A 13,582-nucleotide genomic window follows, 5' to 3' on the forward strand; every position below is an offset into this window, starting at 1 on the left:
AAATTTTTTGTAGTATAATACTTCTGTTATCCGTTTAAGACGGAGGTATATGTTATAAGAATTCAGAGGAGGTGTTATAATGGCAGTACCTAAGAGAAAAACTTCAAAAGCAAAAAGAGATAAAAGAAGAGCATCTTCATATAGACTACCTAAAGTGGCTCTAGTTAGAGATCCTGAAACTAATGAATTGGTTGTACCTCACAGAGTTAATCCTGACACAGGAATGTATAAAGGAAGAAAAGTATTAGATGTTGAATAAAAAGTAGTTTAAAGGGATTTAGTTTTCTAAATCCCTTTAATTATATGATAATATAAATTAGAGGGGATAATTTTGAAAAAAACAAAAAGTAGAAAATTCGTTGTTTTATTATCTATTTTTGTATTAATTTTTGCTTCATTAATCTTTTTTTATTTTAAAAATAAAAACAAAAAATTGGAAACAGAAAAAAATATGCCTTATAATTTTGAAAATATAACTTCATCGGAGATTACCGATTTTTCAGATTTTTTAACTAATTATGCAAAAACTTTAGAAAAAACACCTATTTATGATAATTCTGATCTTCTAAAAGAAAATGGAAATGTCGAAAAGGGAAAATATCTGGAAGTTTATGGATATAAAGATGGTATTAGTAAAATTAAATTTAATGAAAAATTTTATTATATAGAAAGTAAAAAAATAGAAAATGTATCTAAGGATAAAAAATTCAAAGTTATTAAAGGTATTCTTTTAGTAAATACTGAATATGAATTACCAAGTGATTTTAATCCACAAATGGATAAATTTGTTGAGAAGCAATTTGAATTAATGAAGGTTGATGCAAATAGAGAAAAAATAACTTTAGATTTATATAAAGGTTTTATAAGTTATGAAGAACAAAAAGAGTTTCATAAAAATGCTCCAAAGTCTGATAGAGATGTGGTTTATGCAATGTACACTATTGCAGGACATAATGAATCACAGATAGGACAAAGTTTGGATATAATTGGTAAAGATGAGGAAAAAAATCTGACTGAAGAATTTAAGAACACTGAAGAATTTAAGTGGCTTATGAAAAATGCTCATAAGTATGGCTTTATTCTTCGTTATCCTGAAAATCAAGAAGATAAAACCAATTATAGATTTGAACCTTGGCATTTTCGCTATGTTGGAGTTGAAAATGCAAATAAAATTTTAAAAAATAAGCTTACATTAGAAGAATTTTTAAGATTGAATAACTAATATGGAGATATTTCTAAAATGTATTTAATTTTTATGTGAGAAAAAGGCAATGTTACGAAAACATTGCCTTTTTTTATGCTATTTATATATCAATTTTGAAATTATTTTTTTAGATTAATACCTAAAAAATATCATAAAATAAAGTAATCCTACAACAATTACAAAATATACAATTCTACTATATATTACAAATTTTTTAAGTGATATATTTTTTTCTTTTTCTATACTAGGTATTACAAATTTTTTATAAAGGATTTGTATATAAAAAATCATAAGCCAAGATAATACAAAAAGAAACCATTCTCTTGATGTCATAACAGAACCTCCTAATTTTCATATATTTTTTATAAGAGTTTATCGAGCGATAAATAAAATGTACGCCATATAAACTACAATCAAAACAACAACTGTTAACCCGATTCTTAAATACCATTTATATCCTTCATAAGTCCCATTATTTTTTAAAGTCGGTACAACATATTTCTTATGAACATATACACTTTGGATTATTAGAATAGTAAATAATATTCTAAGATATAATTCTTTTGATGTCATAACAGAACCTCCTAGTTTTTGCACAATATATTTCTAAAGTAAGCATATCTTATATATTTATAACTGTCAAGTTTTTCTGTGAAAAAGTTCGTTATAAACTATAATATCTTGCGAATATTAATTGTTTAATTGAATATTGAATTTTTCTATTAATAAACAATAATTTAATTGACTTTTTAACTTTGATAATTTATAATCTATATAACGTTATATTTTTTGGAGAAGATAGATATGATAGATAAAAAAGTAAGGATAAAATTTTTATTCTTAGTTAGTTTTTTAGTTTTAGCTTTTATTTTTTCATTTAGTATTGGAAGATATCCAATTAAGTTTTTTGATGTAATAAAAGTAATAACAAATAGAATTTTTTATGGAATAATTGATAATTCACCTGCAAGTACGGTGATTTGGAATATAAGAGTACCACGTGTACTCTGTGCTATATTGGTAGGAGCGGGAGTTTCTACAAGTGGAGCATTGTATCAGGGACTTTTGAAAAACCCTATGGTAAGTCCTGATATTTTAGGCACAACTCAAGCGGCGGCATTTGGAAGTGCTTTTGGAATACTTATGTATTTTAATTTTTTTGAAATAACACTTTTATCCTTTAGTTTGGGTGTGATCTCAGTTTTTATTACTTATAATTTAAGTAAAATTTTTAGAAGTGATAGAATTTTAGGACTTATTTTAACGGGGATGATGATAGGAAGTTTGTTTTCTTCCTTAATATCTTTTGTGAAACTCGTTGCAGATACGGAAAATCAACTTCCAAGCATAACATATTGGCTTATGGGCTCTTTTGCTTCTGTAAAAATGATTGATTTTAAATTTATATTTTTTCCTATTGTAATTGGTCTTATAGTTTCCAATTTATATAAAATAGAAATAAATATTTTTACAATGGGAGAAGAAGAGGCAAAAACACTCGGACTTAATACTGAAAAAATTAGATTTATTATAATATTTTTTGCAACATTAATGACTGCTTCAAGTGTTGCAGTTACTGGTATAATAGGCTGGATTGGACTTGTAATACCACATTTTTCAAGACTTATTTTCGGAGACGATTATAGATTTGTGATTCCTGCATCCGGACTTTTAGGAGCGAGTTTTTTACTTGTTGTGGATATTTTATGTAGAAATATTACTACATCTGAAATTCCAATAGGAATAATTACTTCTTTTATTGGAGCACCGATATTCTTGTATTTGATTTATAAAAAAGGTAGAGATTATGATAGAGGTTAAGAATTTAAATGTTTTTTATGGGAAAAATGAAATATTAAAGGATATTAAATTTTCTTTGAACAAAGGAGAGATAATCTGCGTTTTAGGGGAGAATGGTGCAGGAAAATCAACTCTTTTAAAAGCACTTTTAAAACTTATTCCTATAAAAAATGGAAATGTATTGATTGATGATAATAATTTAAAATTGTTGAAAAGTAAAAAACTTTCAAGATTTATTTCATATATTCCACAAATTCATTTTCCTGCATTTGACTATAAAGTTATTGATGTTATTTTAATGGGAAATTATTCTAAAAAAGACGGATTTTTCTATAAAACAACTAAGGAAGATTATAAAAAATCAGTTGAAATTTTACAAACTTTAGGGATTTCTTATTTAAAAGATAAAAACTATAGACAAATCAGCGGAGGAGAAAGACAGCTTGTTTTAATTGCAAGAGCATTGTTACAAGCTAATAACTATATTTTTATGGATGAGCCGGTAGCAAATTTGGATTATGGAAATCAGCTTAAGATAATGGAAATTTGTAATTCATTGAAGAAAAAAAATATTGGATTTTTAATAACTACTCATAATCCTAATCATGCTTTAACTTATGCAGATAAGGTGTTGATAGTTAAGAAAAATAAGGAAAGTCAATTTGGAGATATTTCTATTTTAAATAAGGAAACTTTAGAAAAACTATATAATGTTCCGATAAATTTAATTGAAACTGAAAGTGGAAAATTCTGTATTCCTGATTATAAGGAGGTTAGACGCGATTATGTTTTGGAATGAAGATAGAATAAAATGGTATTTAGTTGCTTCAGAATATACTAAATACCATGATAATATGACTTTAGAAATCAAAAAAATCATTCCAAAAGGAGAAAGCCTTATTGACTTCGGTTGTGGATTAGGTATTTTACCTATGAAATTATCTGATTATTTCAGTGATATAATCGGAGTAGATTATGATGAGCAAGTTTTAGAACTTTTGGAAAAAAATATTTCAAAAAATAAAATTAAAAATTTCAATACAATTTGTTCTAATTGTTATGACGGAGAACTTATAGAAAAAATTGGTAAAAAAGACAATATTTTATTTTCTCATTTTGGAAATATTGAAGATTATTTTTACAATTTTTTTAACTTATTTACTAAAAGGATGATAATAATACGAAATGATGTTGAAAAAAGTATTGTTCATAATCCGAATAAAAATACTATTCAAGATATTTGTAAGTTTTTAGATGATAGAAAAATTCCCTATAAAATTTACAGACAAACTTTTGAATTTGGTCAACCGTTAAAAGATGATAAAGAAGTTATTAAGTACTTAAATAAATGGTATGGCGAAAAAGGAATTAATTTGATATCTAATGTAAAAGATATAGATTACAATTACAATGGGGAAATTTTTAAAAAATATTATTGTAAACCAAAAAATACAGCCATTGTAGTGGTGGAGAAGGAGGAAATATGAAAAAATTTAAGAGAATTTTAGCTCTTTGTTTAACTTTCGGACTTCTTTTTACAGCTTGTTCGAAACCTGCTGAAAAGAAAAATGAACAAACAGAGACAAAGAACGAAACTAGAGTTTTTAAAGATGACTTGGGAAGAGAAGTTACTTTAAAACAAAACATTACAAGAGTTGCTCCATCAGGAAATCCTGCACAAGTTATGTTGCATATTTTTGAACCGAATAAATTAGTTGGTGTAGCATCAAAATTTTCAAAGAGTACAGAAAAGTATATATCTGATGAGTTGAAAAATTTGCCTGAATTTGGAGCGTTCTATGGAAAGAAAGCAAATCTTAATATGGAGGCTGTTATTAATGCTAAACCTGATGTAATAATTGATATGGGTGAAAAGAAAAAAGGAATTGAAGAAGACTTAAACAAATTACAAGAGCAATTAAAGATTCCTGTAGTCTTTATAGAATTATCTTTAGATAAATTACCGGAAGCTTTTGATAGACTTGCTGAAGTTTTAGGAAATAAAGAAAGAGGAAAAGAGCTTTCAGAATATATTAAAAAGACATATAAGGAAATTGAAGAAAATAAGGCAAAGATAAAAGATGTTAAAAAAGTTTACTATGGTGGTGGAAAAACAGGATTATTTGCAAATGCAAAAGGATCTATTCACGCTGATATTATTGAATTTATCGGAGCTCAAAATGCAATTACTGTAGAAAAAGTCCAAGGTGGTTCAGGAAACGAAATTCCTTTTGAAAAATTATCAGAAGCAAATCCTGATTTCTTAGTTTTTGAATCAAAAGAATTAGCTGAACAAATTAAAGGAGAAGAAACTTTTAAAACTTTAAAAGCTGTAAAGGAAAATAAAGTTTTCTATGCTCCTAGTGGACCATATAACTTCTTCGGAAGACCACCTGCAGTTAATAGAGTAATTGGAATGAAATGGCTTGGTAATTTAGTATATCCGGATATTTATAAATATGATATGGAAAAAGAAGTAAAAGAATTTTATAAATTATTTTATAACTATGAGTTAAAAGACGAAGAAGTAAAAAGTATTTTAGGAAAATAATATTTATTATTTCACAAAAAAGACTGTGTTTTTAATTGCGCAGTCTTTTTAGTCTTAATTAACTTTTAAACATTAAATCTAAAGTAAACTACATCTCCATCTTGCATAATATATTCTTTTCCTTCAAGTCTTACAAGACCTTTTTCTCTTGCGGCAACCATGCTTCCTAGAGAAATTAGATCATCATAATTTACAATTTCAGCTCTTATAAATCCCCTTTGAATATCTGAATGTATTTTTCCCGCGGCATTTACTGCACTTGTTCCTATTTTAATAGTCCAAGCTCTTGTTTCTTCCGGTCCTGCTGTTAAAAAGCTCATAAGTCCTAAAAGATTGTAGCTTTCTTTAATTAATTTTGAAACTCCGCTTTCAGATATACCTAAATCATTTAAAAATTCAATTTGTTCATCTTCTTCAAGTTCGGAAATTTCTTTTTCTATTTGAGCACTAATAACTACAATACCTGAATTTTCTTTTTTTGCAAAATCATCTAATACTTTTACATATTCATTACTTTTTCCATCGTCAAGCATATCGTCTTCATTTACATTTGCAACATAAATTATAGGCTTTACACTAAGAAGAGAAAAGTTTTTCAAAATTGCTTTTTCGTTATCATCAAAATTTAAAGTTCTTATAGATTTTCCTTCTTCCAAAACAGGTAATATTTTTTCCAAAAGGTCAACTTCTTCTTGGAAACTCTTATTACCCTTTAAGGACTTTCTGGCTTTTTCTAATCTTTTTTCAACTAGTTCAAGATCTGATAATATAAGTTCCAAGTTGATAGTTTCAACATCTCTTAGAGGATTAACTTCTCCGTCTACATGGACAATATTTTCATCTTCAAAACATCTTATAACTTCAACTATCGCATCAACTTCTCTGATATGAGATAAGAATTTATTTCCAAGACCTTCGCCTTTACTTGCTCCTTTTACAAGTCCTGCAATATCATAAAATTCTATAACTGCAGGTATTGTTCTTTTTGAATTGTAAAGTTCTGTCAATTTATTTAATCTTTCATCGGGTACATTTACAAGTCCTACATTAGGATCTATAGTACAGAAAGGATAATTTGCAGATTCAGCTCCCGCTTTTGTAATTGCATTAAATAATGTACTTTTACCAACATTTGGTAGTCCAACTATTCCTAATTTCATTTATAATCTCCTTTTGACAATCTTTTTAATCTAAAATACACAAGACATATTATATCATAATTCTTCTTAGATAATCAAATATAATACAGTTCTATTGCATAATTGTTTATATTTTTCGGGAATAAAATATAATTTAACTTGAATTAATTACTTTGACTATATAAATTGAATGTACATTAAATTCGTGTTATAATATTAGGAAGATAAGTGAAAAGACAATAGGAGGGATTATGCTAGAAGTTAGTGCCGGTGGAGTTGTAATTCATAATGGTGAATTTCTGTTGTTAAAGAAATTTAGCAATGAATGGGTTTTACCGAAAGGAAGACTTGAAAATAATGAAACTAAAGAGATTGCCGCTATTAGAGAAGTTCAAGAAGAATCCGGAATAAAAGCCAGAATTATAAAGTATTTGGGATTTGTAAAATATGATTATCAACATAATGACGGTGAAAAGGTGAAAAAAACAGTTCATTATTTTTATATGGAGCCTGAAGATTTGAATTTAATTCCACAGAGAGAGGAAGGCTTTGTAGAAGCAATATTTTTACCGTATGATAAGGCTATGAAATTAGTAAAGCATGATGCTGAAAGAAATATGTTAAAGAGTGCAAATTATTTTTATGAAAAGAGAAAGAGAAGATAATGGCTTTTTCAACTGATTTAAAAAATGAACTTTCAAGAAGAGAAATAGTAGAAAGGGAGTCTGCTATTTCTGAGCTTTCTGCTTTCATAAGAACTAATGGAACAATAGTTTTCAGTAATTTTGCTTTTATAATTCGTTTTGAAACTACAAATAATTCAATTATAAGAAGAATTTTTAAACTTTTTAAATTTTTATATTCTTATGATGGGAAAATCATAGTTTCCAAGATTTCAAATTTAAGAAAGAATAATGTATATAAAATTGTAATAGAAGATGAAGAAATTTCGAGAAGATTTTTAGGAGATACTTTTTTCTCTGATTTGGATAGTCTTTTTCCAAAAGATGATTTATATGAAGATTCAACAAAAAGTAAAAATTTTATTAAAAACTTTTTATGTGGAATTTTTTTGGGAGCGGGTTCAATAGCCAATCCGGACAAAAGTTACCATTTGGAATTCACTTTGAATTCTGAAGAATTGGCAAAACTTGTTATAAAATATTTGAGGGTATTTGGAATAAAGGCAAAAAGTCTTGAAAAAAAAGGTCAATATATCGTATATATAAAAGACAGCGAGATGATTTCAGATTTTCTTTCACTTGTTGAAACTGTAAATAGTTTGTTTAAGTTTGAAGAAACCAAGATGATAAAGGAAATAAAGAATAATACCAATAGACTTACAAATTGTGAAACTGCAAATCTGGATAAAACTTTAAATACCGCTTTTGCTCAAATTGATGCAATAAACAAACTTTATAAGAGATATGGTAAAAAAAATATAGATAAAAATTTACTTGAACTTTGCGAATTGAGATTAAAAAATCCAACCTATTCATTAAAGGAATTGGCAGAGATTTTAAAAATCAGTAAGTCTGGAGTAAATCATAGATTCAAAAAAATAATGGATATGGCGAATAAAGTATAATTTATTCGCTTTTTTAATTATGGAATAAAAAAATACTTGACATCCTATATATATATATATATATAATGGTTACGTTATTATATTTATTTAGGAGGATTATTAAAATGAAAAATACTTTGAAGAATTTTTCAAAAAAAGCTGTTTCTATGCCAATGGTTTTACTATTGATTATAATAGTTGGAGGAGGAACTTATTTTTGGTTCAGAACAGATAATGGGAAAGCTAAAATAACTAATGAAACTATAGGAGTACAGGTTAAAGAATTGAAAGAATTAGCTACTATTCAGTATAAGTACAAAGAATTAGCTAGTAGAGAAGATTGGAATACATTATTTAATATTAAGTTACCATTTACAAAATCCAGTTTTATAGTAACTTATACAGGTGTTTTGAAAATTGGAATAGATTTGTCTGAAACTAAGGTTGAGGTTGATAATGCTAATAAAACTATAAAAGTTACTTTGCCTGAATCCAAAATATTATCAAATGAGTTGGATATGAAATCCATAAAAGTTTATGATGAAAAAAATTCTATTTTTAATCCGGTTAAAGTTGGTGACTATGCAGAGTTCACTCAAAATGGTAAGGAAAATGCAGAAGCTAATGCAAGAGAAAGCGGAGTTTTTGAACAGTCAAATGAGGTTGCAAAGAAAGTTATTACAGATCTCCTAAATACTACAAAGGAAATAAAAGAAAATTATAAAATAGTATTTGAATAAAATTTTAAATAAATTTAAAATGACTTTACATTTTGTAAAGTCATTTTTTCATTAAATAAATTGAACTGTTGTTTTACTATTTTCCTCTTTGAAGTCGTCAAATGAAAAAGAATTTATATTTTCTAAATTTGTATATTTGAAATAATATTTTAAAGTTTTTGCATTTGATACGGAATAGTAAAGGGTTATATTTTGTGAATCTTCTGGAAGATTTTCCAAGTCTGTTTTATTAATTGTAAATTTTTTTAAAGAACTAAATAGAATATTTTCGTTACTTTTCGAAAAATTTTTATCTTTTAAATTTTCCAACTCTATGTATGCTCTTATAAATCTTTTTGTAGGAGTGAAAATATTTCCCTTTAATTCTCTTTTTTCTAAATATTTTTTTAAATTTCTGATATGCTTTGTAAAACTTGGACTGTTAGTCATTATATTGTATTCATTTTCGTAAACTTTTAAATTTCCATTTTCAATTTCTACAATTAAACTCTTATTATTTTTGTCTGTAAACATATAATGATAATGTCTTGAGTAGTTATTTTCATCAACAAGAGATTTTTCTACAATGTATATATTCGGAGCCAAATTTTTTATATCTTCAAGGGTTTCACAATTTGTTAAAAATACATTTAAAAGTTTTGTAGATGTTAAATTTAATTTTGAATTCATAGGCTCGCTTTTGAAATTTATTGCATTTCTAAAGGAGTTGGTACAGCCTAAAAGACCTTTTTCGTTTATTCCGTCAATTAAATGGTCATAATATCTAAAAGTTGCACCCATAATTTTGTATTTAGTATATAATTTGTTTCCAAAAACATCTTCTTCATAGTTAAAATTTTTAGGAAAGAACTTAAATTCATATTTGTGATACGCTCTTAAATCCATAGTTCTTCCAAGTAGTGTTTCTCCATTTCTAAAAATAGAAAAAGTTGTGCACATAAAATCACCTCTTAAAGTATTATAACAAAAAAACTTTAGAAATCCAAATAAATTTGCCTTTTTGTCTAATTTAGATTAAAATATAAGTAAGTATGTTTTGAGGTGATATGTTGAAAGAAATTAAACTTTTTTGGAAGATTTTGAAAAATAATAGATTGACTTATTTTCTTTCTATGATTTCAACAATTTTTATACAAATTTTTTCCGGAATGACACCTATTGTAATTATGATTACTGTAGATTCAATAATTGGAAATAAGGAGTACAAATACGATATTTTAAGAAAGGCCGTTAATCTTATAGGCGGTAGAGATTTTCTTAGAGGAAATATATACATATTAGCTTTTGTAATAGTTATTTTAACAGGAATCAGTTGTATTTTTATATTTTTGAGGAATTATTATTCTAATGTTGCCTGTGAAAATTTAATTTTTAATTTAAAAGAAAAAATGTATAATAAATTTTTAAATATAGATATAAGATGTTTGAAAGAGTATTCTACAGGAGATTTAATTCAAAGGAGTTCTTCAGATATTGAAACTGTAAGAAAACTTTTTGCAGCTCAACTTGTCAATGCTTTTGGATCTATTGCGACAATTATTCTGGTAATTATCGTTATGTCTTTGATTAATTTTAAACTTGCAATGATAAGTATAAGTCTTTGTCTTGTCATTTCTGTTTTATCTTATGTTTTTTATAAAAAAATCGGTGAAATTTTCAAAAAGACAGATGAAGCAGAAAGTAAACTGATGGTTTTTATAAAAGAAGTTTTATTTAATATAAGGGTTATAAAAGCATTTAATAGAGAAGATTATATTTTAAATCGCTTTAGAGAAAAAAACGAAGAATTTAATATAACTCAAAATAATTTTATGAAGACTTTTGCTAGATTTAGAGCAGTGAATGACTTTTTAACTTTCCTACAACTTGCAGTAATTTTGGTAGTTGGAGGATATGAAACTATTACAGGTAAGATGAATTTCGGAGATTTAATTGCCTTTGTTATCTATATAAATATGATTATTTGGCCAATTAGACAGATGGGACAATTGCTTAGCGATATGGCTAAAGCGAGTGTTTCTATTTCTAGAATTTATGAAGTCTTGGATTTGCCTGAAGAGGATTATGATTATGGCATAAGAGATGTATCTTTTTCTGAAAAGATTGAATTTAAAAATGTTAGCTTAAAAGTTAATGATAATATTATTTTGGATAATATAAGTTTCGTTGTAAATGCAGGAGAAAGTCTTGGAGTTATCGGCTCTACCGGAAGTGGTAAAAGTATGATAGTTTATCTTTTACTTGGATTTTTTGAAGCTACGAGTGGAGAAATTTTAATCGACGGAATAAATATAAAAGAGATAAATAAAAGATATATTAGAGAAAAAATCTCTGCAATTATGCAGGATAGCGAACTTTTTAATATGTCAATTTTGGATAATATAAAAATTGTAAATAATGATATTGATGAAAATTCTATTTATAATGCTACTAAAATTTCATCTATACATAATGAGATTTTGAATTTTTCATCTAAATATGAAACTGTAGTAATTGACAACGGTGTAAATCTTTCAGGTGGACAAAAGCAGAGAATTTCCATTGCCAGAAGTTTGTTAAAGCCTTTTGAAGTATTGATTTTAGATGACAGTTTAAGTGCTGTCGATATGAATACGGATTTAAAGATAAATAATGCACTTAAGTCAATGGATAGAAAATTTACTTCTATTTTTATCTCTCACAGAATTTCAACTATAACTAATTGTGATAATATAATTGTTATGGACGCAGGAAAGATAGTTGAAAGTGGTACACATAGTGAGTTAATAAAGAAAAATGGAATATATAGTAAAATAAATGAAATTCAAAGTAAGGAATATGATGTAAATAATGAATAAAAAGAAAACTGTAAATATAAATGTTTTTAGAGATTTAATAAAATTTTATAAAATTGAATATAAAAAACTTTATATGCTGATGTTTGTAGTTATAATTTCGGGAGTTTTACAAGCAGTAGTTCCTTTATCAATAAAATTGCTAACTGATGATTTTATAACAAAGCAAAATTTAAAGGGATTTATTGTTGCAGGAATTAGCTTTTTTTGCCTTGTAATTTTATCGACTTTTTCAATTTATAGTTTCTATGTTTTTGGAGGAAAACTTGAATATCAAGTTTCAAAGGAGATTAGAAAATCAGTTTTTGAAAAGATTGAAAAATTTTCTATAACAAATATAAAGAAATATGAAACCGGAGAGTTAATTTCCAGATTGACTTCCGACGTTCAAAAACTAAGTGAAGTTTTTAGTTGGGGAGTTATAGATGCAAGTTATAGTATAATTGTATTGTTAATTTCAATTTTTGTTATGCTTTACTTAAGTTATACTTTGACTTTGATGTTATTTTTAATGTTGCCTGTAATATATATTGTAACTTTACTTTTTCAAAAAAATATTTTGAAATTTCAAAGAAAAGTAAGGGATTATAACTCTAAGATTATAAGAAGTTATACAGAATCTTTAAGTTACATAAAGACTATAAAATCACTTGGAATTGAAGATAAAAAGAAAATAGAATTTATGTATTTTAATGAAAAATATAGAAAAAATAATTTAAAATCCATTTTGATATCTGCTATTTACGTTCCTGCAGTAATGTTTGTAGCAAGTATAGGAGTTGGTTTTGCTTTTAATTTTTCATCAATTTCAGTTATGAAAAATGTTATGACTTACGGAGCTTTTTTGAGCTTTTTAACTTATAGTTTTCAAATATTTGAACCTTTTAAAATGCTTGCACAAATTTTTGCCGATTTAAAATCTGCACAGGCATCAGCTGAAAGAGTTTTTCAAATTTTATATGAAGAAGATGAAATTCTTGAAGAAAAAGAAAGTGATTTTAATTTTAATGGAAATATAGAATTTAAAAATGTTTGTTTTCACTATTTTGATGACGATAAATTAATTTTAAAAGATTTTAATTTTGAAATTAAAAAAGGAGAAAGTGTTGCCTTTATTGGCAGTACGGGAAGTGGAAAATCAACAATAGTCAATTTGATTTGTAAATTTTATGATCCAACTTCCGGAGATATTTATCTTGATGGTATAAATTATAAAAATATTGATAAGACTTGTCTTTATAATAATTTGGGATATGTTTTACAACAACCTCAACTTTTCTCAATTTCTATAAAGGAAAATATAAAATTTGGAAATGCAAATGCAACAGATGATGAAATCTTTGATGTTTGTAATTTATTGGGTATAGATGAGTTTATTTCCAAGTTACCGGATGGGATTGATACTGTAATTGGCGAAACGGGCTATAATATTTCAAATGGACAAAAACAATTAATTTCTTTTGCAAGAGCATTGATAAAAAATCCAAAATTATTAATTTTGGATGAGGCAACTTCTTCAATAGATACTGAAACTGAAAAAATTATTCAAAATAAAATGAAAGATATTTTAGAGGGAAAGATATCTGTAATAGTTGCGCATAGATTATCAACGATAAAGCATTGTGATAAAATAGTTTTAATAGAAAAAGGAAATATTTTAGAACAGGGAACACATTTAGAATTATTAGATAAAAAAGGAATTTACTATAAAATGTATATTTCTGAAGAATTGAAAATATAGGAGGTT

15 protein-coding genes are annotated in these 13,582 nt (G+C 26.1%); 11 read left to right on the forward strand and 4 right to left on the reverse strand.

The window, feature by feature from the left end; all coding sequences use genetic code 11:
• The first annotated feature begins 79 nt into the window (after positions 1-79).
• Both rpmF and ACMX2D_RS04890 read left to right on the forward strand, forming a co-directional pair.
• On the forward strand, positions 80-259 hold the full coding sequence (gene rpmF / locus ACMX2D_RS04885; protein WP_009448574.1) for a 50S ribosomal protein L32: 180 nt from the start codon (positions 80-82) through the stop codon (positions 257-259).
• 72 nt (positions 260-331) lie between these two features.
• Positions 332-1,222, forward strand: coding sequence for a M15 family metallopeptidase (locus ACMX2D_RS04890; protein ID WP_414972933.1), 891 nt, complete (start codon positions 332-334; stop codon positions 1,220-1,222).
• 114 nt (positions 1,223-1,336) lie between these two features.
• On the opposite strand, the gene ACMX2D_RS04895 is transcribed toward ACMX2D_RS04890, so the two are convergent.
• Both ACMX2D_RS04895 and ACMX2D_RS04900 read right to left on the reverse strand, forming a co-directional pair.
• Positions 1,337-1,537, reverse strand: coding sequence for a hypothetical protein (locus tag ACMX2D_RS04895; protein WP_118058568.1), 201 nt, complete (start codon positions 1,535-1,537; stop codon positions 1,337-1,339).
• 39 nt (positions 1,538-1,576) lie between these two features.
• Positions 1,577-1,777 (reverse strand): hypothetical protein, encoded by a 201-nt coding sequence (locus ACMX2D_RS04900; protein ID WP_269752357.1) that lies wholly within the window; start codon positions 1,775-1,777, stop codon positions 1,577-1,579.
• A 231-nt stretch (positions 1,778-2,008) separates the two neighbouring features.
• Here ACMX2D_RS04900 and ACMX2D_RS04905 point away from each other — a divergent pair, with 231 nt between their 5' ends.
• From ACMX2D_RS04905 to ACMX2D_RS04920, 4 genes are read left to right on the forward strand one after another with little or no spacing between them, the layout of a single operon-like run.
• Positions 2,009-3,025 (forward strand): FecCD family ABC transporter permease, encoded by a 1,017-nt coding sequence (locus ACMX2D_RS04905; RefSeq protein WP_414972934.1) that lies wholly within the window; start codon positions 2,009-2,011, stop codon positions 3,023-3,025.
• Positions 3,012-3,803 carry an ABC transporter ATP-binding protein gene (locus ACMX2D_RS04910; protein WP_414972936.1) on the forward strand — a complete coding sequence of 264 codons (792 nt, stop codon included), beginning with the start codon at positions 3,012-3,014 and terminating at the stop codon, positions 3,801-3,803. Before ACMX2D_RS04905 ends, ACMX2D_RS04910 begins: the two co-directional genes overlap by 14 nt.
• Entirely contained in the window at positions 3,790-4,491 is a 702-nt protein-coding gene (locus ACMX2D_RS04915; RefSeq protein ID WP_414972937.1) for a methyltransferase domain-containing protein, read from the forward strand. Before ACMX2D_RS04910 ends, ACMX2D_RS04915 begins: the two co-directional genes overlap by 14 nt.
• Positions 4,488-5,555: an ABC transporter substrate-binding protein gene (locus tag ACMX2D_RS04920; RefSeq protein ID WP_414972939.1), complete on the forward strand. Its 1,068-nt coding sequence runs from the start codon at positions 4,488-4,490 to the stop codon at positions 5,553-5,555. The genes ACMX2D_RS04915 and ACMX2D_RS04920 overlap by 4 nt, the downstream gene beginning before the upstream one ends.
• A gap of 65 nt (positions 5,556-5,620) precedes the next feature.
• Here the strand turns inward: ACMX2D_RS04920 and ychF are convergent, their stop codons facing one another.
• Positions 5,621-6,715 carry a redox-regulated ATPase YchF gene (ychF, locus tag ACMX2D_RS04925; protein WP_414972941.1) on the reverse strand — a complete coding sequence of 365 codons (1,095 nt, stop codon included), beginning with the start codon at positions 6,713-6,715 and terminating at the stop codon, positions 5,621-5,623.
• A gap of 230 nt (positions 6,716-6,945) precedes the next feature.
• On the opposite strand from ychF, the gene ACMX2D_RS04930 reads away from it, so the two are divergent.
• The 3 genes from ACMX2D_RS04930 to ACMX2D_RS04940 all read left to right on the forward strand — a co-directional run bounded on the left by ACMX2D_RS04930 (position 6,946) and on the right by ACMX2D_RS04940 (position 9,001).
• Positions 6,946-7,359, forward strand: a complete 414-nt coding sequence (locus ACMX2D_RS04930) for an NUDIX hydrolase (protein ID WP_324003525.1) — start codon at positions 6,946-6,948, stop codon at positions 7,357-7,359.
• Positions 7,359-8,282 (forward strand): DNA-binding protein WhiA, encoded by a 924-nt coding sequence (whiA, locus tag ACMX2D_RS04935; protein ID WP_414972943.1) that lies wholly within the window; start codon positions 7,359-7,361, stop codon positions 8,280-8,282. Before ACMX2D_RS04930 ends, whiA begins: the two co-directional genes overlap by 1 nt.
• A gap of 104 nt (positions 8,283-8,386) precedes the next feature.
• Entirely contained in the window at positions 8,387-9,001 is a 615-nt protein-coding gene (locus tag ACMX2D_RS04940; RefSeq protein WP_414972945.1) for a DUF4230 domain-containing protein, read from the forward strand.
• Positions 9,002-9,052: 51 nt separating this feature from the next.
• Here the strand turns inward: ACMX2D_RS04940 and ACMX2D_RS04945 are convergent, their stop codons facing one another.
• The gene (locus ACMX2D_RS04945; RefSeq protein ID WP_414972947.1) at positions 9,053-9,940 is read right to left on the reverse strand and encodes a linear amide C-N hydrolase; all 888 of its coding nucleotides are present in this window, start codon (positions 9,938-9,940) and stop codon (positions 9,053-9,055) included.
• A 107-nt stretch (positions 9,941-10,047) separates the two neighbouring features.
• On the opposite strand from ACMX2D_RS04945, the gene ACMX2D_RS04950 reads away from it, so the two are divergent.
• A complete protein-coding gene (locus ACMX2D_RS04950; protein WP_414971298.1) occupies positions 10,048-11,838 on the forward strand; it encodes an ABC transporter ATP-binding protein in 1,791 nt (596 codons plus the stop codon).
• Positions 11,831-13,576 carry an ABC transporter ATP-binding protein gene (locus ACMX2D_RS04955; RefSeq protein WP_414972949.1) on the forward strand — a complete coding sequence of 582 codons (1,746 nt, stop codon included), beginning with the start codon at positions 11,831-11,833 and terminating at the stop codon, positions 13,574-13,576. Before ACMX2D_RS04950 ends, ACMX2D_RS04955 begins: the two co-directional genes overlap by 8 nt.
• Positions 13,577-13,582: the final 6 nt, after the last annotated feature.

Origin of the sequence: Parvimonas oralis (assembly GCF_047608425.1) — a bacterium.
Taxonomy (GTDB): domain Bacteria; phylum Bacillota; class Clostridia; order Tissierellales; family Peptoniphilaceae; genus Parvimonas.